This window comes from Leucobacter sp. wl10, assembly GCF_003569785.1.
Classification (GTDB): domain Bacteria; phylum Actinomycetota; class Actinomycetes; order Actinomycetales; family Microbacteriaceae; genus Leucobacter.
On record NZ_KZ983987.1, the window covers coordinates 84432 to 105373 of the forward strand.

22 protein-coding genes are annotated in these 20942 nt (G+C 71.4%); 13 read left to right on the top strand and 9 right to left on the bottom strand.

The window, feature by feature from the left end; genetic code table 11:
- The 7 genes from map (at position 1) to rplQ (ending at position 4145) form a co-directional block, all read left to right on the top strand.
- Entirely contained in the window at positions 1-843 is an 843-nt protein-coding gene (map, locus tag D1J51_RS00435) for a type I methionyl aminopeptidase (protein WP_119073215.1), read from the top strand.
- Between the two features lie 183 nt (positions 844-1026).
- Entirely contained in the window at positions 1027-1248 is a 222-nt protein-coding gene (infA, locus tag D1J51_RS00440) for a translation initiation factor IF-1 (RefSeq protein WP_017885304.1), read from the top strand.
- Positions 1249-1316: 68 nt separating this feature from the next.
- Positions 1317-1433, top strand: coding sequence for a 50S ribosomal protein L36 (gene rpmJ / locus D1J51_RS00445; RefSeq protein WP_017885303.1), 117 nt, complete (start codon positions 1317-1319; stop codon positions 1431-1433).
- A 163-nt stretch (positions 1434-1596) separates the two neighbouring features.
- Positions 1597-1965: a 30S ribosomal protein S13 gene (gene rpsM / locus D1J51_RS00450; protein WP_119073216.1), complete on the top strand. Its 369-nt coding sequence runs from the start codon at positions 1597-1599 to the stop codon at positions 1963-1965.
- Between the two features lie 48 nt (positions 1966-2013).
- Positions 2014-2412 (top strand): 30S ribosomal protein S11, encoded by a 399-nt coding sequence (gene rpsK, locus D1J51_RS00455; protein WP_017885301.1) that lies wholly within the window; start codon positions 2014-2016, stop codon positions 2410-2412.
- 210 nt (positions 2413-2622) lie between these two features.
- Entirely contained in the window at positions 2623-3609 is a 987-nt protein-coding gene (locus D1J51_RS00460; protein WP_053382373.1) for a DNA-directed RNA polymerase subunit alpha, read from the top strand.
- Between the two features lie 44 nt (positions 3610-3653).
- Positions 3654-4145 carry a 50S ribosomal protein L17 gene (gene rplQ / locus D1J51_RS00465; protein WP_119073217.1) on the top strand — a complete coding sequence of 164 codons (492 nt, stop codon included), beginning with the start codon at positions 3654-3656 and terminating at the stop codon, positions 4143-4145.
- Positions 4146-4276: 131 nt separating this feature from the next.
- On the opposite strand, the gene D1J51_RS00470 is transcribed toward rplQ, so the two are convergent.
- Complete coding sequence (locus tag D1J51_RS00470; protein ID WP_119073218.1) at positions 4277-5611, bottom strand: MFS transporter; 1335 nt, start codon at positions 5609-5611, stop codon at positions 4277-4279.
- Between the two features lie 210 nt (positions 5612-5821).
- Complete coding sequence (locus D1J51_RS00475) at positions 5822-6589, bottom strand: enoyl-CoA hydratase/isomerase family protein (protein ID WP_119073219.1); 768 nt, start codon at positions 6587-6589, stop codon at positions 5822-5824.
- 110 nt (positions 6590-6699) lie between these two features.
- Here D1J51_RS00475 and D1J51_RS00480 point away from each other — a divergent pair, with 110 nt between their 5' ends.
- The 6 genes from D1J51_RS00480 to glmM all read left to right on the top strand — a co-directional run bounded on the left by D1J51_RS00480 (position 6700) and on the right by glmM (position 12935).
- Positions 6700-7608 (top strand): LysR family transcriptional regulator, encoded by a 909-nt coding sequence (locus D1J51_RS00480; protein ID WP_119073220.1) that lies wholly within the window; start codon positions 6700-6702, stop codon positions 7606-7608.
- A gap of 223 nt (positions 7609-7831) precedes the next feature.
- Positions 7832-9397, top strand: a complete 1566-nt coding sequence (locus tag D1J51_RS00485; RefSeq protein WP_119073221.1) for a class I adenylate-forming enzyme family protein — start codon at positions 7832-7834, stop codon at positions 9395-9397.
- Complete coding sequence (locus tag D1J51_RS00490) at positions 9394-10365, top strand: tRNA pseudouridine synthase A (RefSeq protein WP_119073222.1); 972 nt, start codon at positions 9394-9396, stop codon at positions 10363-10365. Before D1J51_RS00485 ends, D1J51_RS00490 begins: the two co-directional genes overlap by 4 nt.
- A gap of 243 nt (positions 10366-10608) precedes the next feature.
- The gene (gene rplM, locus D1J51_RS00495) at positions 10609-11055 is read left to right on the top strand and encodes a 50S ribosomal protein L13 (RefSeq protein WP_119073223.1); all 447 of its coding nucleotides are present in this window, start codon (positions 10609-10611) and stop codon (positions 11053-11055) included.
- Between the two features lie 36 nt (positions 11056-11091).
- Entirely contained in the window at positions 11092-11571 is a 480-nt protein-coding gene (rpsI, locus tag D1J51_RS00500; protein ID WP_119073224.1) for a 30S ribosomal protein S9, read from the top strand.
- Between the two features lie 11 nt (positions 11572-11582).
- Positions 11583-12935 carry a phosphoglucosamine mutase gene (glmM, locus tag D1J51_RS00505; protein ID WP_119073225.1) on the top strand — a complete coding sequence of 451 codons (1353 nt, stop codon included), beginning with the start codon at positions 11583-11585 and terminating at the stop codon, positions 12933-12935.
- A 114-nt stretch (positions 12936-13049) separates the two neighbouring features.
- Here glmM and D1J51_RS00510 read toward each other — a convergent pair whose 3' ends face one another.
- The 7 genes from D1J51_RS00510 to D1J51_RS00540 are packed head-to-tail and all read right to left on the bottom strand — an operon-like array spanning position 13050 to position 20921.
- Entirely contained in the window at positions 13050-13379 is a 330-nt protein-coding gene (locus D1J51_RS00510; RefSeq protein ID WP_119073226.1) for a hypothetical protein, read from the bottom strand.
- Between the two features lie 27 nt (positions 13380-13406).
- On the bottom strand, positions 13407-14459 hold the full coding sequence (locus tag D1J51_RS00515; protein WP_119073227.1) for a phosphotransferase: 1053 nt from the start codon (positions 14457-14459) through the stop codon (positions 13407-13409).
- The gene (locus D1J51_RS00520) at positions 14456-15568 is read right to left on the bottom strand and encodes a protein kinase family protein (RefSeq protein ID WP_119073228.1); all 1113 of its coding nucleotides are present in this window, start codon (positions 15566-15568) and stop codon (positions 14456-14458) included. Before D1J51_RS00520 ends, D1J51_RS00515 begins: the two co-directional genes overlap by 4 nt.
- The gene (locus tag D1J51_RS00525) at positions 15565-17379 is read right to left on the bottom strand and encodes an ABC transporter ATP-binding protein (RefSeq protein ID WP_119073229.1); all 1815 of its coding nucleotides are present in this window, start codon (positions 17377-17379) and stop codon (positions 15565-15567) included. Before D1J51_RS00525 ends, D1J51_RS00520 begins: the two co-directional genes overlap by 4 nt.
- Complete coding sequence (locus D1J51_RS00530) at positions 17376-18512, bottom strand: glycosyltransferase family 4 protein (protein WP_119073230.1); 1137 nt, start codon at positions 18510-18512, stop codon at positions 17376-17378. The genes D1J51_RS00525 and D1J51_RS00530 overlap by 4 nt, the downstream gene beginning before the upstream one ends.
- Positions 18512-19759, bottom strand: a complete 1248-nt coding sequence (locus D1J51_RS00535) for a glycosyltransferase family 4 protein (protein ID WP_240422723.1) — start codon at positions 19757-19759, stop codon at positions 18512-18514. Before D1J51_RS00535 ends, D1J51_RS00530 begins: the two co-directional genes overlap by 1 nt.
- Positions 19749-20921, bottom strand: a complete 1173-nt coding sequence (locus D1J51_RS00540; protein ID WP_119073231.1) for a glycosyltransferase family protein — start codon at positions 20919-20921, stop codon at positions 19749-19751. Before D1J51_RS00540 ends, D1J51_RS00535 begins: the two co-directional genes overlap by 11 nt.
- Positions 20922-20942 lie beyond the last annotated feature (21 nt).

The window sequence follows — 20942 nt, forward strand, 5'->3', positions numbered from 1 at the left end:
GTGGCCCGCAGAGGCCTGCTGCGTCGCTCGATCTACAAGTCGCCGGCGCAGCTTCGGCTGATGGTCGAGCCGGGCCTCGCGACCGGCGCGGCTCTGGCCGCCATGCGCGACGCGGTGCGGCCGGGCATCACCACGCTCGAGCTCGACGCCATCGCAGAGGACGCGATCCGCTCCCGCGGGGGCGCTCCGAACTTCATGCTCGAGCCCGGCTACCGGCACACCATCTGCGCCAACGTCAACGAGCACGTGGTGCACGCGATCCCCACCGGGCGCCCGCTCGAGCCCGGCGACATCGTGGCGCTCGACGCCGGCGCGGTCGTCGACGGGTGGCACGGCGACGCCGCCTTCACCGCGGTGCTGCCGGATCCGGCCCGGCCCGATCGCACGACCGCCATCGAGAAGCTCGGCGACGTCACCGAGCAGGCCATGTGGCGGGGGATCGCCCGCCTCGCGACGGCCTCCCACCTGGGCGAGGTGGGGGAGGCCGTCTCGGCGTACGTGCGGGCGAACAGCGACTTCGGCGTGCTCGAGGACTACATCGGGCACGGCATCGGCCGCAGCATGCATGAGGATCCGCCCGTGTTCAACGTGCCCGTGCACCGTCGCGGGCCCGAGGTGAAGCCCGGGCTGGTCGTCGCGATCGAGCCCATCATCTCGGCCGGCGGCATCGACACGGTGGTCGAGGACGACGACTGGACCGTGACTATCGCCGACGGGTCGATGAGCGCGCAGTGGGAGCACTCCGTGGCCGTGCACCGGGACGGCATCTGGGTGCTCACCGCGGAGGACGGCGGAGCGAGCGGGCTGGCCCCGCTGGGCATCACGCCCGTTCCGATCCCCTGACCCGTTTCTCGCGGCTTGCGGGGCTGGGCTGGGCTTTACAAACGCGACTCGCCCGGGTATTATCGATCTTTGGTGCTTTGTGCCTGTTTTGCGTTCGCAACTGAGCTGTCAGTTTCGCCGTCGCGAAGCGGGGACCGGGCATTCGCAAGACCAGCACACACCTACGCAAGCGATAGTGAGGCTATGGCGAAGAAAGACGGCGTCATCGAGATCGAGGGACAGGTTGTCGAGGCTCTGCCGAACGCGATGTTCCGCGTCGAGCTGACCAATGGACACAAGGTGCTCGCCCACATCTCCGGAAAGATGCGCCAGCACTACATCCGCATCCTTCCCGAGGATCGCGTGATCGTCGAGTTGACGCCCTACGACCTGACCCGCGGCCGCATCGTCTACCGCTACAAGTAGGTCGCTGGAAAGTAACGGCTCGCGGCACCCCGCGGGTACGAGGACAGCGAACCGCATAAGGAAACATCATGAAGGTCAAGCCCAGCGTCAAGCCGATCTGCGATCACTGCAAGGTCATCCGCCGCCACGGCCGCGTCATGGTGATCTGCAAGAGCAACCCCCGGCACAAGCAGCGTCAGGGCTAGCGCCCGGCCCCGCGGCCGGCTCCGCAGAACACTCACAATTCAATATCCCATCCAGCGCGTCGAAGAACCCGCAGCGGCCCGGCCGCGAGCGGGGGACACCTCGGGACGGAGGCCCGAACCCCCGATGCGCATCACACCTCCACTATCGCCAAGGAGAGCCAGCATGGCACGTCTTGCAGGAGTCGACATCCCGCGCGACAAGCGCGTCGAGATCGCACTCACGTACATCTACGGGGTCGGCCGCACCAGCGCGCTGAAGACCCTCACCGACACCGGAATCGACGGCAACACCCGAGTGAGGGACCTCACCGACGACCAGCTCGTCGCGCTCCGCGACTACATCGAAGGCAACTTCAAGGTTGAGGGCGACCTCCGCCGCGAGGTCGCAGCCGACATCCGCCGCAAGGTCGAGATCGGCAGCTATCAGGGTCTCCGCCACCGCAAGGGCCTGCCCGTGCATGGTCAGCGCACCAAGACGAACGCCCGCACCCGCAAGGGTCCGAAGCGCACCGTCGCCGGCAAGAAGAAGTAACCGCCGGTCCACTCGACCATCACACAGAGCTTTTCAGGAGAACACTCAATGGCTGCACCAAAGACGGCGGCTCGCAAGCCGCGTCGCAAGGACAAGAAGAACGTGGTCGTGGGCCAGGCCCACATCAAGTCGACGTTCAACAACACGATCGTCTCGATCACGGACACGACCGGCGCCGTGATCAGCTGGGCGTCCTCGGGCGGCGTCGGGTTCAAGGGCTCGCGCAAGTCGACCCCCTTCGCCGCGCAGCTCGCGGCCGAGTCGGCCGCCCGCAAGGCGCAGGAGCACGGCATGAAGAAGGTCGACGTCTTCGTCAAGGGTCCGGGATCGGGCCGCGAGACGGCTATCCGGTCGCTGCAGGCCGCGGGCCTCGAGGTCGGCTCGATCACCGACGTCACCCCGCAGACGCACAACGGCTGCCGCCCGCCCAAGCGTCGCCGCGTCTGAGCCTATGGTCGCGCCGCGCGCTCGCTCAGATGCGAGGGCGATTTCCCGCCCTCACTGCGAGCCAGCGCCGAGGCCGTCTCGGCCTCGGATGTCGGCGCGACTGTCGCCCTCGGGCGACGGTCCACTCAAGCCGGCTGGTTCACGTCGGTTTCAACCCACCCCGTTCACGCATGAGTCATATAGCGGACTCCAGCGAAAGGACCACACACAGTGCTCATTGCACAGCGACCCACTCTGACTGAAGAATCGATCTCCGAGTACCGCTCGCGCTTCGCCATCGAGCCGCTCGAGCCCGGCTTCGGCTACACGCTCGGCAACTCGCTTCGTCGCACCCTGCTCTCGTCGATCCCGGGCGCCGCCGTCACGAGCGTGCGCTTCGAGGGCGTCGCCCACGAGTTCACGACCATCCAGGGCGTGACCGAGGACGTCACCGAGATCATCCTCAACATCAAGGACCTCGTCGTCTCCAGCGAGCACGACGAGCCCATCACCGCCTACCTGCGCAAGACCGGCGCGGGAGAGGTGACCGCCGCCGACATCTCGGCTCCGGCCGGCGTCGAGGTGCACAACCCCGAGCTCGTCATCGCGACGCTCAGCGACTCGGCGCAGTTCGAGCTCGAGCTGACCATCGAGCGCGGCCGCGGCTACGTCTCGGCCGTGCAGAATCGCAACGAGGACGCCGAGGTCGGCCGCATCCCGGTCGACTCGATCTACTCGCCGGTGCTCAAGGTCACCTACCGCGTGGAGGCCACGCGCGCCGGTGAGCGCACCGACTTCGATCGCCTCGTCGTCGATGTCGAGACCAAGCCCGCGATCAGCCCCCGCGACGCCATCGCGTCGGCGGGCTCGACCCTCGTGGAGCTCTTCGGCCTCGCCCGCGAGCTCAACACGGCGGCCGAGGGCGTCGAGATCGGCCCGGCCCCGGTCGAGGTCGTGACCGAGGGCGAGCTCTCGATCCCCATCGAGGACCTGGACCTCTCGGTGCGCAGCTACAACTGCCTGAAGCGCGAGGGCATCAACACGGTGAGCGAGCTCGTGGCGCTCTCCGAGGCGCAGCTCATGAACATCCGCAACTTCGGTCAGAAGTCCGTTTTCGAGGTGCGCGACAAGCTCACCGAGATGGGACTGTCGCTGAAGGACGCCGTGCCCGGCTTCGACGGCGCGCAGTTCTACAGCTACGAAGACGACAACAACTGACGATCCGGCGCCGTCCCCCGATCGCACACTTACTGGAGTAGACAATGCCCAAGCCCACCAAGGGCGCCCGCCTCGGAGGCGGCCCCGCACACCAGCGCCTGATGTTGAACCAGATGGCTGCGCAGCTGTTCGAGCACAAGCGCATCCAGACCACGGAGACGAAGGCCAAGCGCCTGCAGCCCGTGGCCGAGCGCCTGGTCACCTTCGCCAAGCGCGGCGACCTGCACGCCCGCCGTCGCGTGATGCGCCAGATCCTCGACAAGTCCGTGGTGCACGAGCTCTTCACCGAGATCGCGCCCCTCGTCGAGAACCGCGAGGGTGGCTACACCCGCATCATCAAGACCGGCTTCCGCAAGGGCGACAACGCTCCGCTGGCCGTGATCGAGCTCGTGCTGGAGCCCGTCGCCCCGAAGCCCAAGGCCAAGAAGGCCGCCGAGGAGGCTCCGGCCGCCGAGGAGCCGAAGGCGGGGGAGGCTCCGGCCGCCGAGGCCGATGCTCCCGCCGCGGAGACCGCCGCGGAGGAGAAGGCCGAGTAGGGCCTGTCCGCACGCAACAGCGAAGCGCCCCGCGATCCGTGCAGGATCGCGGGGCGCTTCGCTGTAACTTCCCCCGCCCGCCCGGCCTGCCTCCTCCTGAATCGGGGCCGGCCGCGGCGGGCGGCGGGCGCTCAGTGGACGTGCGAGCGGGAGAGCGACAGGTGCTTCGTCTCGCGGAACAGGAGGACCACGACGAGCGCGCTCACCACGGCGAGGCCCATCAGGTAGAAACCGGGCGCGAGGGGCGTGCCCGTGCCCGCCACGAGCCAGGTGGCGACGAACGGAGCGGTGCCGCCGAAGAGCACGTACGCGAGGGTGTAGCCGATCGCGGAGCCGGATGATCGAACAGCGCTCGGGAACATCTCCACCAGCGCGGGCACGTTCGAGGTGCCGATGACGGCCACCATGGTGGCGAGCACCGAGGTGCCGAGCATCGCCCACCCCAGGCCGAGCGGCATGATGGAGAACGACGGCACGGTGAGCGCGACGAAGCCGATGCACGCCGTGAGCAGCATGGGCCTGCGTCCGAAGCGGTCGGAGAGCAGCGCCGCGAGCGGGCACGCGAGCGTGTAGACCATCATCGCGACCAGGTTCGTCACCATCGATTCCGTCGGTGTGTAGCCGAGGTTGGAGGTCATGTAGGCGATCATGTAGCTGCTCATGAGGTAGTAGGCCACCGCATTGGTGATGCTGTAGCCGAAGAGCGTCATGATCTGGCGGCCGCAGGTGCGAATGGCCTCGAGCAGCGGCGCCTTCGATTTGTCGGCCCGCTGCTCGAGCTCCCGGAAGACCGGGGTGTCGTCGACGCGCGACCGGATGTAGAGGCCGATGAGCCCGAGCGGAGCCGCGAGGAGGAACGGGATGCGCCATCCCCACGATTCGAGGGCCTCGGTGCTGAGCGTGAAGGTGATGAGAGCGCCGACCGTCGCGCCGGCCACGGAGGCGAGTCCCACCGTGGCGGGGATCACGCTCGCGTAGAACGCGCGCTTGCCCTCGGGGGCGTACTCGACGATGAAGGACGAGGACCCCGTGTATTCGCCGCCGGTTGTGAACCCCTGCGTGGCGCGGAAGACGAAGAGCAGGATCGGGGCCCAGACGCCGATCACGGCGAACGGCGGGAGGACGCCGATGGCGAAGGTCGCCGAACTCATGATGATCACGCAGAGGCCGAGCATCTTGTTGCGGCCGATGCAATCGCCGTACCGTCCGAAGAAGGCGGCTCCGAGCGGGCGGGCGATAAAGCCCCCGGCGAAGACGGCCCAGGTGGCCAGCAGGGAGGCGGTGGGCGACTCGGCGGGGAAGAACAGCTTCGCGATGGTCACCGACATCACCGCGTACGCGGCGGAGTCGAACCACTCGACGAAGTTGCCGATGGCGGCGGCCGAGGCGACGCGTTTGAGGCTGCGGCGCCCGGGATCGCGGCCGACGTCGTTGCCGGTCGCGGGACTCTGAGTGGGTGCGGTCATGATGGCTCCTCTCGAGGGGCCGTGAAGTGGGCGGGTGGGGCGGTGGACGTCGCCGTCCCGTGGACGACGACGCTGTCGGGTGGTTCGTTCCGCCTCGAGCGGTTGGGCCGGGGCGGGATGACGGGACGGGGGGCGGGCGAGGCCCGGATCCGGCCTGCGAGGGTTGTGGTGCAGCTCGCTCGCAGGCCGGATCCGGGGCCGCCCGGGTCGTTAGCGGCTGCGGCGCTTCTCGAGGAACCTCGCCATCTCGCGCTGCGGCTCACCGGTGGCGTACGCCTCGCGGTGCACCTCCTTGGCGCTCGCGAAGGCCTCCGTGAAGTCGGCCTCCTCGATCTCGCGAATGCGGCTCTTAGTGAGGCGAACGGCGCCGGAGGGCAGCCGGCTCATCCGGTGGGCCAGCGCGATCGCCTGCTCGAGCGCCCGGCCGGGCTCGACCAGGCGATTCAGCAGGCCGAGCCGGTACGCCTCGTCGGCGTCCACGAGTTCGCCCGTGAGCGCGAACTCGGTGGTCTTGCCGCGGCCGAGCAGCCCCCACATCACCCAGAGGCCGGTGACGCTGGGGATGCCCGAGTGCACCTCGGGCTGGCCCATGCGGGCGGAGGCGCCGCCGACGCGGAGATCGGCGAGGGCCGCGAACTGGAAGCCCGAGCCGGCCGCGACGCCGTCGACGGCCGCGATGGTGACCTGGTCGAGCTCGCGGACGGCGCGGTAGAGATCCTCGAAGCCGTCGATCCAGGCCTCCGCCGCCTCGTGATCGTCGGGATCGGTGGTCGCGGTCTCCGCGAGATCCTGTCCCGCGCAGAACGCACCTCCCGAGCCGGTGAAGACGATCGCGCGACAGCTCTCGTCGCGCGTGAGGCCGGCGAGGATCTCGATGATCCGAGAACGCATGTCCGCGGTCCAGGCGTTGAGCTTCTCGGGGCGGTTCAGCGTGACGACGGCGACTTCGCCGTCGCGTTCGAGGAGTACGTCAGGCATGGAGTCCCTTTCAGTGATTCGACGGTGAATTCTGCCATCTCATCAGCCGCGGGGACGGCTGTCTAACATCAATTCCGCATCCCGTCGATATCGAATTGATATCGTGAGGCATGGATATCCACCACCTGCGGTACTTCCTCGTGCTCAGCGAAGAGCTCCACTTCGGACGGGCGGCTCAGCGTCTGCACATGGCGCAGCCGCCGCTCTCCCAGCGGATCAAGTCGCTCGAGCGAGAGCTCGGCGTCGAGCTGTTCCACCGGCGGCGCACGGGCGTCGAGCTCTCCGAGGCGGGCGCGCTGCTGCTCGAGCACGCACGGGCGGTGCTGGAGAAGATGTCCGAGGCTGAGGCGGCCATGGGGCGGATCCGCCCCGGTGCGAGCGGAGTGATCCGTGTCGCGCTGCCGCCGGACACGAACCCGGTGACCATCGAGGCCCTGATCGAGGAGTTCGCCGCGTCGACCCCTGGCGTGCTGCTCGATCTGCACGAGCTGTCGACCGAGGAGCAGATTCCCCGCCTGCGGGACGGTGAGCTCGACGTCGCCGTGGTGCGGCACCCCATCAGCGCGGTGGGGCTCGAGTCGGGGCCCGTGACCTCGCGGCCGCTCGTCGCGATCCTGCGCGAGGACGACCCGCTGGCGCAGAGCGGGCGAGCCGTATCCCTCGGCGCGCTGACCGGCCAGCCGCTCGTGCTCTTCCAGCGCTACATGGCCCCGATGCTCTACGACGAGATCCTGTCCACCTGCCGCGATGCCGGATACCTGCCCTCGGCGATGCTGCACGCGCGCAACCAGAACTTCGCCCACGGCCTCGTGCTCGGCCGGCGAGGCGTCTACCTGCACGAGGCGCCCTGGAATCAGTTGCCCCCGGGCCTCGTGTGGCGCTCGCTCGAGGGGGATCCGCTGAGCTGGCGCACGTCGGCGATGTGGCTGAAGACGCGCCGTACCGAGGTCACCGACGCGTTGGTGCGGGCGGTCACCATCGGCCTTGAGAGCGGCGGGCACGCCGTATCGCGGCAGTGAGCGACTCCGAGAGCGGGCGATTCAGTTTCGGCTCGCGGTGTGCTAGGTTTGCCAGCGGTGCAGCAGGAGACATCGGCTCCTGGAGATGATCGACGCCCTCGCTCTCGAGCGGCCGATCTCTCGTCGACGGAATCGATGTCCGTTCTGAAAGCCGACCCTGCGTAGCGGACCCGGCCCGATATGGGCGGCGATCCGCGCAGCACCCACGAAAGGAATCTCTGCGATGAGTTCCCACCCCGATCTGTCCGTCGACATCGTCAGCGCGCTCCGGCGGAAGGCCGCGGAGCACCCGGATCGCCTCTTCGCCGCGTTCGAGGGCGAGCCCCTCGCGTTCGGCGAGCTCGACCGCCTCTCGGACGCCTTCGCCGCGCACCTGCGCGCGGAGGGCGTGGGTCCGGGCGACCGGGTCGCGGTGATGCTGCGCAATTCGATCGAGGCGATCGCCGTGTTCTTCGGCCTCGCGAAGGCGGGTGCCGCGTGGGTGCCGGTCAACCCGCAGCAGCGGGGGCCCGGCCTGGCGTACCTGATCGACCACTGCCGACCGAGCCTCGTCGTGGTCGAGGCCGAGCTGGGCGGCGTCGTGCGCGAGTGCGGCGCCGACTCCGATCCGCGACTCCTGCTGCGCGGGCCCGAGGTCGCAGGCGGACTCGCCGAGGCGCTCGCCGCGCCGAGGACGTTCGACGAGCCCGCGCCCGCGCCCGCGCCCGCGGACACCCTCGCCCTCATGTACACCTCGGGCACCACGGGGCCGCCCAAGGGCGTGGTGGTCACGCACCGCATGCTGCGCATCGCGGCGGAGGGCGCGCTCGTGGCATCCGACGGGGGCGACGGCAGCGTCTACTTCCTGTGGGAGCCGCTCTACCACGTGGGCGGCGCGCAGGTGCTGCTGCTGCCGCTGCTGCGCGACGTGCGTCTGGCGCTCGTCTCCCGCTTCAGCGCGAGCCGGTTCTGGCGGCAGGCGAGAGAGGCGGGCGCGACGCACATCCACTACCTCGGCGGCATCCTCCAGATGCTGCTCGCCCAGGATCCGGCGCAGACGGATCGTGCGCACGGCGTGCGGGTGGCGTGGGGCGGCGGATGCGCCGCGGGGACCTTCGAGGCCGTGCGCGAGCGCTTCGGCGTCGAGATCCGCGAGTGCTACGGCATGACCGAGGGATCGAGCATCGCGACCGCGACCGACGGCAACCGGGCGGGGTCGATCGGGCGGGCGCTGCCCTGGTTCACGGTGACTGTGCGAGACGGAGAGGATCGCGCGCTGCCTCCGGGGGAGCGCGGGGAGATCGTGATCGAGTCGGAGCTGCCCGGTGCGATCTTCGCCGAGTACTACCGCAACCCGGACGCCACGGCGAACGCCCTCCGCGGCGGCGCGCTGCACACGGGCGATCTCGGTTCGCTCGACGCCGACGGCGAGCTCACCTTCCACGGGCGGCTCACCGAGAGTCTGCGCTGTCGCGGCGAGAACGTTTCGGCGTGGGAGGTGGAGCACGTCGTCGTCTCCCATCCGGACGTGGAGGAGGCGGCCGTGATCGGCGTGGCGGCCGCGGTCGGGGAGCAGGATATCAAGCTCTTCGCGAAGCCCCGCAAGGGCGCCTCGATCGGTCCTGCGGAGCTGAGCGAGTGGCTCGAGCCTCGCCTCGCCAGGTATCAGCGCCCGCGATACATCGCGGTGGTCGACAGCTTCGAGCGGACGCCCAGCCAGCGTATCCGCAAGCACCTGCTGAGCGCGGCGACCGACGACATCTGGGATCGCGAACGCCGCCGAGGCCGATCTGGCAGGATCGAAGCGTGAACGCTGATCCGGATCCCGCGCCTGCGGCGGAGCCCGCGGCTCCCGACGCCCGCCTGCGCCTCGACCTCGCCTACGACGGCACCGATTTCTCGGGGTGGGCGGCGCAGCCGGGGCTGCGCACGGTGCAGGGGGAGCTGGAGGCGGCCATCGCGCACCTGCTGAGGGTGCCGCGGGTGCGGCTCACCGTCGGCGGGCGCACCGACGCCGGGGTGCACGCCAGGGGGCAGGTGGCGCACCTCGACGTCACGGCGGCTCAGCTGGCCAAGTGGGGCTCGCAGCGGCGCGGCGCGGATCCCGAACCGGGTTCTGCGGCGGCCCGCGCCGCCGACGCGCGTCTGCGGGCGCGCAAGCTCAACGGCGCGATCCGGGCGCGGTGGGGCGCGACGCGAGGTGCGGGGGCCTCCCGCGCGGCGGGATCCCCCGACCTCGTCGTGCACGCGGTGCGCGAGGTGCCCGCCGCCTTCGACGCGCGCTTCTCGGCGCTGCGGAGGCGCTACGAGTACCGGCTGCGGGGGGAGGGGATGCTGCGGGATCCGCTCACCGCGCGCTTCACCGCCGACGTGCCGCGGCCGCTCGACCTCGACGCGATGCAGCGCGCCTCGGATGAGCTGCTCGGCCTGGGCGACTTCACGACCTTCTGCCGGGCGCGCGAGGGGTCTACGGCGGTGCGCGACCTGCTGTGCTTCGAGTGGCGCGAGACAGGCGACGGGGCGTACGCGGCGCGCATCGAGGCCGACGCGTTCTGCCACTCGATGGTGCGGGCGCTCGTGGGCGCCGTCGTCGCGGTCGGCAGCGGGCGCATCTCGGAGGGGGAGCTGATCGACCTGCGCGACGCCCGCCGGCGCACGAGCCGCTTCACGGTGATGCCGGCGCGCGGGCTGTCGCTCGAGGAGATCGCCTACCCCGCCGACGAGGCTCTCGCGGCCCGAGCGGAGCAGACCCGAGCGCGCCGCGACCCCCTCGCCTGACTCGGGATCTCGATCCGTGTGCGCCTTTCGGACGCTTGCGGGTCGTGCGAGCACCCGAAAGGCGCACAGGGATGGCGGGCAGACGGGTCTGCCCGTGGCCCGGAGCGCCGATCCTGTGCTAAACTCGATCCTTGGTGCGCAAGCACTCGATTTGTTGAGCCCTCCACCGTTCGAGCACTCGTCAGGGACCGGACCGGAGCGGGATCCACGAACACCTCCAATTCGACAGAAAGCAGCACGACAGTGACTCGCACATACTCGCCGAAGGCCTCCGAGCAGAAGCACGACTGGCTCGTCATCGACGCCACCGACGTGGTGCTCGGCCGCCTCGCCTCCCACGCCGCGGCCCTGCTCCGCGGCAAGCACAAGCCGACGTTCGCCCCCCACATGGACATGGGCGACTACGTCGTCATCGTCAACGCCGACAAGGTCGTCCTGACCGCGGGCAAGGCGGCCAAGAAGCTGGCGTACCGCCACTCGGGCTACCCGGGCGGCCTGCGCTCGGTCAGCTACACCGAGCTGCTCGAGAAGAACCCGGAGCGCGCCGTCGAGAAGGCGATCCGCGGCATGCTGCCGAAGAACTCGCTCGGCCGCGATCAGTTCCGCAAGCTGAAGGTCTACGCCGGTGCCCAGCACCCGCACGCGGCTCAGCAGCCCACCCCCTACACCTTCGGCCAGGTCGCGCAGTAACCGCGGCGACGAGACATTCAGAGAAGAGACTGCACAGTGACTGAAGAGCAGACCGTGGCCCCCGAGAGCTACACCACCGAGACCCCGGCCTCGCAGGCCGTCGCGTCGACCCCGCGCCCCGCCCTCACCGTCCCCGGCTCCGCCGTGGGGCGTCGCAAGCAGGCCATCGCCCGCGTGCGCCTCGTCCCCGGCTCGGGCGAGATGACCGTGAACGGCCGCGCGCTCGACGAGTACTTTCCCAACAAGCTGCACCAGCAGCTCATCACCGATCCCTTCACGGTGCTCGAGCTCGGCGGCTCGTACGACGTGATCGCCCGCATCGTCGGCGGCGGCCCCTCGGGTCAGGCGGGTGCGCTGCGCCTCGCGATCGCCCGCGCGCTCAACGAGATCGACGCCGAGCACAACCGCCCGAAGCTCAAGAAGGCCGGCTTCCTCAGCCGCGACGCCCGGATCAAGGAGCGCAAGAAGGCCGGTCTCAAGAAGGCCCGCAAGGCTCCGCAGTACTCGAAGCGCTAACCGCTCCTTCCATGGGACGCCTGTTCGGCACCGATGGGGTCCGGGGTCTGGCGGGGGTCGACGTGACCGCCGGCCTGGCCCTGGATCTCGCGCACGCCGCGGCTCTCGTCCTCGGGCGCTCCGCCCGGGGCGAGAGCCGTCGCGCTATCGCGGTGATCGCCCGCGATCCGCGGGTCTCCGGCGAGTTCATCTCGGCCGCCGTCTCCGCCGGGCTCGCGTCGGCGGGCGTGGACGTGCTCGACGCCGGTGTGATCCCGACCCCCGCCGCCGCCTACCTCGTCGCCGACACCGGAGCCGACTTCGGCGTGATGGTCTCGGCGTCGCACAACCCGGCGCCCGACAACGGCATCAAGTTCTTCGCCGAGGGCGGCCGCAAGCTGGCCGACGACATCGAGGACGAGATCCAGGAGGCGATGGACGGGCCGGCGATCGCCGTCACCGGTCGTGAGGTGGGGCGGATCCGCCGCTTCGCGGACGCGGAGGACCGCTACCTCGTGCACCTGCTCGGCACGCTCGAGGGCCTGCGGCTCGACGGGCTGCACATCGTGCTCGACTGCGCGCACGGCGCCGCAGCCGGCATCTCGCCCGACGTCTTCACGGACGCCGGGGCGCAGGTGACGGTCATCGGCAACGATCCCGACGGCTTCAACATCAACGACGGCTTGGGGTCCACGCACCTCGAGCCGCTCGCCGCCGCGGTGCGGTCGCACGGCGCCGATCTCGGCATCGCCCACGACGGCGACGCAGATCGGTGCCTCGCCGTCGACGCCGACGGCAACGTCGTCGACGGCGACAAGATCATGGCGATCCTAGCGCTCTCGATGTCGTCGCGCGGCAAGCTCGAGCAGAACACGCTCGTCGCGACCGTCATGTCGAACCTCGGCCTGAAGCTCGCGATGGCCGACAACGGCATCGAGGTGATCGAGACCGGCGTGGGCGATCGCTACGTGCTCGAGGCCATCAACGAGCACGGCTACTCGCTCGGAGGCGAGCAGTCGGGGCACGTGATCATGAGCGACTACGCGACGACGGGCGACGGGATCCTCACCGGCCTGCACATCGCCGCCGAGGTCAAGCGCAGCGGCAAGACGCTCGCCGAGCTCGCCGAGTGCATGACGGTCTACCCCCAGGTGCTCGTGAACGTGCGCGGCGTCGATCGCACCGGCGTCTCGGGTGACGCGGTGCTGCAGCAGGCGGTGCACCAGGCCGAGCTCGCGCTCGGCGGCAAGGGCCGCGTGCTGCTGCGCCCCTCCGGCACCGAGCCCGTCGTCAGGGTGATGGTCGAGGCGGAGCGCGAGGAGCAGGCGCGGGGCCTCGCCGACGACCTCGCCGCGATCGTCAAGGAGCGCCTCGCGGTCAACTAGCCTTCCCGCTGCGCGATCTGCGGGACGAGAGACCCCGTGTCACGAGAGGTTACGCTGCGTTTCAGAAGCGTGACATACTGATCACCGTCACGCATTGAGACGAGTATCGTCGTCTCAGTCATCGTCCCCGTCGTCATCATCGTCCCCGTCGTAGTCGTCATCATCCGTCGGCGCAGGCGCGACCGGTGGCGGGGCGACGGGTTGCGGGCCAGCCGGCCCCGTGGAGGGTGACGGTGCCGGATCGGTCGGCGGGGTGGATGTCGGCGGGGTGGATGTCGGCGGGTTCGGATTCGGCGTCGCCGACGGGGCGATCAGAGGAGCCTGATCGATCACCATCTGGTCGGAACCCGCGCCCATCGCCGCAGCGACGCCCACGAAGCCCCCCGCGACCGCCGCCGCACTGAGCACGACGCCCAGGGCGAGCAGCATCCGATTGCGCTTCATGGTGTCATCTCCTCCATATCGATCCTGTCACAAGTCCCTCTCGAGGTCATCGGCGATGCGGGTCAGCTCACCTCTGGCGACCGTCCATGACGGCGGCCGCATGATGTGCACGCAGGCCACCCGGAACGCGGCGGCCAGCCGCCAGGCTGCGAGGCGCACGGGGCCGACTCCGACCGCCGCGGCCGTGCCTGCGATCGTCGTCTGAGCGAGAGCGGCACGCGCGGCGCTCCACCGTCCCTGCCGCGCGGCGAGATCCACGTGGGCGGCGAGGTTGCCCAGATCGAGCGCCGGATCGGCCCGCGCGCACGTGTCGAGATCGAGCAGTGCGATGCCTGCCGAGGGATGCCACAGCACCTGCCCATCGTGCAGATCGCGATGAGCGATACGGGGAGGCCCGGCGCCTGCGGCGCGGAGCCGTGCGATCACCCCCTCGGCGGTCTCGGCGGTGCGGATGTCCGCGCAGGGCGTCTCCGACGCGTGCCCGGCCCACGTGCGCAGCACTGCGGCCTCGGCCTCGGCATCGTGCACTCTCCGACCCTGGTCGGTGGGGGCGTCGAGCGCCGCGAGCCAGGCCGTCCGCCAGGCGCGCCACGCCCGCTCCCAGTCGGCGCGATCGAGAGCGGGGTCTTCGCCCAGGGCGGCCAGCGTCCGCCCCGGCAGCCTCTGTGCGCAGACGACCTCATCGGGAGAGAAACCGTGATCGACGAGCTCCGCTCGTCGGAGCCCCGCATCGAAGCCGCGCGCCTGTGCGTGAGCGTTGCGGACGCGGGCAGCCCGGCCGGGGCGGACGATCTTCGCGAACCCGCCGTCGCGGTGCAGCCGGACGACCGCCCGCGTGCCGGGACGGTGCGAGACGACCGTGCCATGAGGGGCGACGTCCCGTAACGCGGGCAGTCGCGGGTCCTCCCCCTCGGACAGGAGCGCGACGGCGCCCCGCTCATCGAGGTACCCGCCGCGCACATCGCCGCCGGATCGCGCCTCCAGCGGTGAGCGCGGATCGTCGCCGCGAGGCGGCCAGACGCGTTCGATCCGCCACACGCGTCCGTCCGCGGCAGTGGCCCCGGGGGCGAGGGGCCTCATGGCCGCAGCTCCTCGGCGCGACGGAGCGCCCGCTCGATCTCCGCAGGCCAGTCCGCAGCGCCACGACGGAACGGAGCGCTCGCGCGCTGCAACTGCGCGAACGCCTGCCAACCGCGCAGCAGGTCGTCGTCGAGCCGTGCGCTTCCGGCGCGGTAGCCTTCGAGCATCGCGGCATCCCCGCCCGCAGCGAGGTAGGCGCCCAGATCGTGCTCGCGCGGTGCGGCGACCGCGCGGTCGAAGTCGATGATCCGCACCTCCGTGCCGTCGGTCAGCACCTGGTCGGCCGACCAGTCCCCGTGACAGAGCACTCGTGAGGCGACCGGAAGCCCGGACAGCCGCGCGGCCAGAGCGTGCGCTCGCCCGGCGAGCCGCGGGAGCACGGTCGCGATCGCCGCCGCAGAGGTGCGGGCGATCCCGGCCGCATCCAGCGTCGGGACGCCGAGCCGGTCGAACGGGGCTGCATGGATCGCGGCGAGGGCGCGACCGGCCCGCACCGCCTGCTCCGGTGCGTCGCGTCGGGCGAGGTCGCCGTCGCCCCACCAGGGGAAGGCCCACGCGTCCCTCTCGACGCGCACCGGCGCGAGCACCGGGTGCCCCTCGGCCGCCAGCGCCGCCGCCACCGCGTGACGCGCACCCCCGGGCGAGGTGAGCTTCAGCGCATGATCGGCCGTGCGCAGCACCAGGCGCCGATACGGGTTGTACCGGATCACCTCGGCTCCGCCCAGGTGCGCGGCGGCGGAGCCGAAGACGCGGGTGATGGCCCCGGAGAGGAGCCGGTCGGTGTGGACGGGGCCGGCGAGCGCGCCGGAGGAGAGGCGCGTCGGCTCCGCGCCCGCCTGCCCTGCGCGGACGGCGACCTTGGCCGCGGTGGCGGTCTCCGCGTAGGCGGCGACCCAGAGCGGCCGGTCCGCGGCATCCCGCACGGCGGCGACGATCGAGGTGCCCGGTTTGTAGCGCAGCCATTCGATGGTCGTCGCGCGCCCCAGGGCGTCGGCGCGCCGCCGGTCATCGAGCACGAGCGGGAGATCGGGCAGGGCGGGGTCCCGCTCCGCGAGGGACTGGAGCGCGGTGCTCGCGGAGCGCGAGGCGCGGAGGGCGGATGCGGTCATGCCGGCATCCTCGGCTCCGGGGCTGCGGTCTGCACCCAGCGGGCCAGGCGGGAGGTGTCGTTGGCAAGCAGCACGTCGGGCGCGCCGTCCTCGACGATCCGCCCCCTCTCGATCCAGAGGACGCGATCGGCCGCGCGGATCGCGATCGGATCGTGCGTGATCGCGATCGTCGTCCGCCCGGCGGTCAGCTCGGCGACCGAGACGGCGACCTGCTCCCGGGCGAGGGGGTCCAGTCCGGCGCCGGCCTCGTCCAGAACGACGATCGGCGCATCCCGCAGCAGTGCGCGCGCGATCGCGATCCGCTGGCGCTGCCCGCCCGAGAGCGTGCCGCCGCGGTCGCCGAGCAGGGTGTCGTACCCCTCGGGCAGCTCGCGGACGAAGCCGTCGGCGAGCGCGCGCCGCGCGGCCTCCTCCACCTCCTCGTCCGTCGCGTCGGGACGGCCGAGACGGATGTTCTCACGCACGGTCATGGCGAACAGCACCGATTCCTGCAGTACCACGGCGACGCTGGCGCGCACACTCGCCACGGTCGCATCGCGCAGGTCGACGCCATCGATGCTCACCCGTCCGCCGGTCGGGTCGGAGGTGCGGGTGAGCAGCCCGGTCAGGGTCGACTTGCCCGACCCGGAGGGTCCGACGATGCAGACCGAGCTCCCGGTCTCGACGTCGAGGTTCAGATTCCGGAACAGGGGGCGTCCGTGCCCGTCGTCCAGGTCGATCCTCTCGAAGCGGATGCGCCCGGCGACCCTCGTCAGTGCGATGGCGCCGGGTCGCTCGACGATCTCGATGCGTTCGTCGAGCAGATCGGCGATGCGCTCGCCCGAGGCGATGGCCCTGGCGATCCTGCCGGTGTACTTGGCGAGATCCTTCAGCGGACGCAGCGCGAGCTTGAGGTAGCTGGTGAAGACCACCAGATCCCCGGGGGTGAGCACCCCATCCACGACGCGCATCCCGCCGACGACGAGCACGACGGCGAGCCCGAACCCGACGACGACGTCGGTTGAGCGTTCGAGTGCCGCCGCGAGACGCCGGGAGGCGACGCCCTCGCCCAGGACGCGCTGGTTGCCGTCGTCGAACCTCCGCGCGAGGTGCGACTCCAGGCCGTAGGCGTGCACGACCCGGATGGCGCCGAACGTCTCGGTCGCGATGTTGGCCAGCGCGCCTTCGCTGCGGCGCATGCGCCGGGCCGCGGCGGCGATGCGCGGGGCGCCGACGCTGGAGATCAGCAGGTAGCAGGCTGCGGCGACGGCCACTACCGCTGCCAGCAGGAGATCCATGACGGACATCACCACCACGAGCACCAGCAGGGTCAGAACGTTTCCGATCAGGGGGAGTCCCGCCGTCACGGCCGTTTCCTGCAGTCGGCTGATGTCGCCGACCAGCCGCTGCACGGTATCGCCGTGCCTGGCCGCGGAGTGATAGCGCATGCCGAGCGCCTGCAGGTGGTCGAACACGCGGGAGCGCACGCGGGTCGCGATCCTCGAGCCGGCCAGGGCCAGCGAGACCGTCGCGCCGTACTGGGCGACGGCCCGCAGCCCGACGATGCCGAGCAGGAGCAGCGCGCACGAGAGCAGCAGGCCGAGGCTCGCCTCCGGTCCGCCTGCGGCGGCCCCTCCCGTCGCCCCGAGGGAGACGCTCACCGCGTCGATGACGAACTTCACCGGCCACGGCTCCAGCACGCGCAGTGCGACCTCCGCGAGCAGCAGGACGAGCCCGGCGGCCATCGTGAGCCACTGGCCGCGCAGGTGCGGGCGGGCGATGGCCAGCGTGCGCCGCAGCCCGTTGCGGCTGGACTTCTGCCCGCGGCTCATCCGATCGCTCCTTCCCGGCGGCGCACGGGGGCGCGTCCGGTCGCCGGGGTCGAGGCGAGGATGCCGTCCAGGGTGCGATCCCAGTCGTGCCGCGCCAGGGCCTGCGCACGCGCGGCGGCTCCCAGCGCGCGGGTACGTGGCCGGTCGTCCCGCAGGCGGATCAGGGCGTCCCGGAGCGCTTCCGCATCCCCGGGAGGAACGAGCATCCCGGTGCGGCCGTCTTCGAGGATCGAGGGCAGCTGCCCGATGTCGGAGCCGATGACCGCGAGCCCGGCGGCGAGATACTCGTAGGCCTTCAGAGGGGAGAAGTAGTCGCCCGCATCGGCGGGGTAGGGAGCCAGTCCCACGTGCATCCCGGCCAGCGCGGTCGGCACGGCCGCGTGCGGCACGGCGGCGAGCCAGCGCACCGGCGCGCCGCGTTCGAGGGCGCGTCGTTGCAGGGCGTCGCGCTCCGGGCCGTCCCCGAGCACGGTCAGCTCGACGCCGTCCAGCCCAGAGGCGGCATCGATGGCGACCTCGACGCCGTGCCACGGCTTGAGGGAGCCGAGGAACACCGCCTGCAGCGAGCCATCGCCGATCGTAGCGGGCGCGAAGGCGCGCGTGTCCACCCCGTTGGGCGCGATGACGGCGCGCGCGGCGCCGTGCTCCCGCACCCAGGCCGCCACCGGTGCGGAGACGGCCGCGACGACGGATGCCGCGCCGAACAGCCGACGCGTGGCATCCTCCGCGCCGACGGCGTCTACGAGGCGACGATGCGCGCGCTGCTCCTCGATGAGCGGGGCGTTGACCTCGACGACGGAGGGAGCGCCGGTTCGCGCCGCCGCGTCCGAGAACAGCGCGTACCGCTCGTACACCAGGTCGCACCCGTCGTCTCCGGCGCGCGCGGCGAGTTCCGCCGCCGCGGCGGCGACCTCCTGTTCGCGCAGGGCGGGGTCGCCCTGCGCGATGGGCCGGGTGACGATGCGCGCGTCTCCGAGGGCGTCCGGCGCCACATCTCCGGTGCGCGTGCAGTACACGGTCACGGTGTCGCCGCGGCGGCGGAACGCGCGCACGATCTGCTGGACGTGGATCGCGGCGCCCTTGGTGCCCCGCACCGGGACACCGGGGTCGAGGCAGAGGTAGGCGACGCGCATCAGACCGTCTCCGCTTCTGCGGGGCGCGTGACACCGCGCGCCCCCAGTCGCCGGTGCTGCGCCGCCGTGGCGCGCACATCGTGCGCGTGCTCGATCAGCGCCCGGGCCGAACGGCTGAGCGCGATCCGGTCGATCTCGTCCCCGGCGAAGGCGCGTATCGCCTCTGCGAGCCCCGCGGCATCGCCCGGTTCGCAGAGGATGCCGGTGACGCCGTCGATCACGGCTTCGGGGATCCCGGTGACCCGGGTGGCGATGCAGGGCACGCCGGACGCCATTGCCTCCAGGAGCACGGTCGGCAGACCGTCCGCGTTGCCGTCCTCGCCGATGACGCAGGGAGCCGCGAACACGTCGGCGTCGCGCAGCAGGGCGGCGATCTCGTCCTGGTTGAGCGGTCCGGGCATCCTGACGACCGCGTCGAGCCCCAGTGCGCGCACCCGTCCGGCGAGGTGCGCGTCGAGCTCCCCGCCGCCGGCGATGGTCACCCGGACGGGGTGCTCCTCGTGCGCCGCGGCCACCGCGTCGAGCAGCACCCCGAAGCCCTTCTTCTCCACGAGGCGTCCGACCGCGACGATGTGCAGCGGGCGTCGCGGGGGAGCGGGGTCGCGGTACGGGAAGCGGTCGAGCTCGATCGCGTTCGGCACGACCTGGATGCGCTCGGCGTGCTCCGGCGCGAGAGCCCGCAAGCGGCGCGCGTTGAACTCGCTGACAGTGGCGACGTAGGCGGCGTCGGCGATCTTCCGCCGCAGCAGGTCCGGGTCGACGCTGGAGTGATAGATGTCCTTCGCATGAGCCGTGAACGAATACGGAACGCCGACGATCTTCGCCGCCAGGCGGGCCGCGCTCGCAGGGGCGCTCGCGAAGTGCGCGTGCAGGCGGGTGAGCCCGCGCCGCACGGTGTGCGCGGCCAGGGCCACCGCGGCGACGGCCTCCTCGACGTCCGCCGCGAGCAGCTCGGGGAGTACACGGCCGAGCTCGGGGGTGATCCCGGTGCCGACTGCGGCGTCGCGCAGCGTTTCCCAGAGCGTAAGCGCCGTCGAGGGCCGCGGAAGGTAGGTCACCGGCGCGGCGACGCGCGCGAGCTCGGCGTGGAACCGGGGATCGCCGGAGGGGCGCAGTGCAATGATCTCGATGTCCTCGCCCAGCGCTTCCCGCGCCAGGATCTCGGAGACGATGAACGTCTCCGAGAAGCGCGGGTAGACCTTCACGACGTACCCGATCCGCTCTGCGGGGTGGATCTCAGACGGCAACGCGATCGCCTCCCGCCACGCGCTCGATCCGACCGGTCAGGAGCTCGGCGGCGAGTACGGGGATGCGGGCGAGACCGTCGAGGGCGAGCCCCGTGCGCGCCGTGCGCCGTCCCGCGTTCTGCGCGAACCAGTCGCCGATCTCCTCGGGGCCGGTCTGCCAGGGGGAGAGCGCCTCGATCGCGCCGATGCGCGCGAGCGCCCCGGCGCGGATCCGCTGCTCGTCCCGGCGCTGCACGCGCGGCGCCACCAGCGCCGGCGTGGTCGTGCTCATCACCTCGCAGATCGTGTTGTACCCGGCCATGCAGACCACGGCCTCGGCGGTGCGCATCAGCGGAAGCACGTCGGGCACACGCCGGACGACCTCCGTTCCCGGGCGTGCGGCGCCGATCACGCGTAGCCGGTCTTCGTCCGGCATCTGAGGCCCGGTGACGACGAGATGGCGGATCCCGTCCGGCACCGCTGCGGCGGCTGCCGCTGCGGCGAGCTCGACTCCGTCCACGCCGCCGCCGACCGTGGTCAGCACGAACGGCCGCTCGATGCCGTGCCGGTGCCCGGCGATGCGCCCGTGCGCCAGGTACCCCGTGTGCGAGACGAGGTCGTGCAGGTCCGCCGGCAGTTCGCCGGCGACCGTGAGATCGTGCGCGCGAGGGTCGCCGTAGGCCCAGATCGCATCTAGCACCGACCGCAGCGCCGATCCGCCGCCGATCGCCCGCCACTCCGCGGCGGCGGCCGGTGCGGCATCCAGCACATCGCGCAGCCCGAGCACGATGCGGCAGTCCGGCTGCTCGACGCGCAGCGACCGCAGGGCGCTTTCGAGCTCCCGCCCCACCCCGAATGGGTGCCGATCGACCACGACGAGATCCGGACAGAAGCGCCGCACCGCCGCGCGGAACACCGCCCCGCGCAGTGCCGTCGCTGTATCCAGCCCGATGTCGAGCGCGCGGGAGCCGTAGCCGTCCCGGGCGTGCTGCACGCCGGGCAGGATCAGCCAGTCCCAGCCCTCCGGCGCTGCGAAGCGCGTGGCCTCGGGGCGTCCCGCCACGAGCAGGCCGGTCACCGGCTCGTTCAATCCTGCGGCGAGGGCGTGCGCGATGGCGAGATTGCGTCGGATGTGCCCGAGCCCCGCCGAGTCGTGCGAGTACAACACGATCTTCACGGTCATCTTCGCGTTCCTTCCGTGTCG

Coding starts and splice junctions, on each gene's coding strand:
- infA (WP_017885304.1), top strand. CDS start 1,027: ATGGCGAAGAAAGACGGCGTCATCGAGATCGAGGGACAGGTTGTCGAG.
- rpmJ (WP_017885303.1), top strand. CDS start 1,317: ATGAAGGTCAAGCCCAGCGTCAAGCCGATCTGCGATCACTGCAAGGTC.
- rpsM (WP_119073216.1), top strand. CDS start 1,597: ATGGCACGTCTTGCAGGAGTCGACATCCCGCGCGACAAGCGCGTCGAG.
- rpsK (WP_017885301.1), top strand. CDS start 2,014: ATGGCTGCACCAAAGACGGCGGCTCGCAAGCCGCGTCGCAAGGACAAG.
- rplQ (WP_119073217.1), top strand. CDS start 3,654: ATGCCCAAGCCCACCAAGGGCGCCCGCCTCGGAGGCGGCCCCGCACAC.
- D1J51_RS00470 (WP_119073218.1), bottom strand. CDS start 5,611: ATGACCGCACCCACTCAGAGTCCCGCGACCGGCAACGACGTCGGCCGC.
- D1J51_RS00475 (WP_119073219.1), bottom strand. CDS start 6,589: ATGCCTGACGTACTCCTCGAACGCGACGGCGAAGTCGCCGTCGTCACG.
- D1J51_RS00480 (WP_119073220.1), top strand. CDS start 6,700: ATGGATATCCACCACCTGCGGTACTTCCTCGTGCTCAGCGAAGAGCTC.
- D1J51_RS00485 (WP_119073221.1), top strand. CDS start 7,832: ATGAGTTCCCACCCCGATCTGTCCGTCGACATCGTCAGCGCGCTCCGG.
- glmM (WP_119073225.1), top strand. CDS start 11,583: ATGGGACGCCTGTTCGGCACCGATGGGGTCCGGGGTCTGGCGGGGGTC.
- D1J51_RS00510 (WP_119073226.1), bottom strand. CDS start 13,379: ATGAAGCGCAATCGGATGCTGCTCGCCCTGGGCGTCGTGCTCAGTGCG.
- D1J51_RS00515 (WP_119073227.1), bottom strand. CDS start 14,459: ATGAGGCCCCTCGCCCCCGGGGCCACTGCCGCGGACGGACGCGTGTGG.
- D1J51_RS00520 (WP_119073228.1), bottom strand. CDS start 15,568: ATGACCGCATCCGCCCTCCGCGCCTCGCGCTCCGCGAGCACCGCGCTC.
- D1J51_RS00525 (WP_119073229.1), bottom strand. CDS start 17,379: ATGAGCCGCGGGCAGAAGTCCAGCCGCAACGGGCTGCGGCGCACGCTG.
- D1J51_RS00530 (WP_119073230.1), bottom strand. CDS start 18,512: ATGCGCGTCGCCTACCTCTGCCTCGACCCCGGTGTCCCGGTGCGGGGC.
- D1J51_RS00540 (WP_119073231.1), bottom strand. CDS start 20,921: ATGACCGTGAAGATCGTGTTGTACTCGCACGACTCGGCGGGGCTCGGG.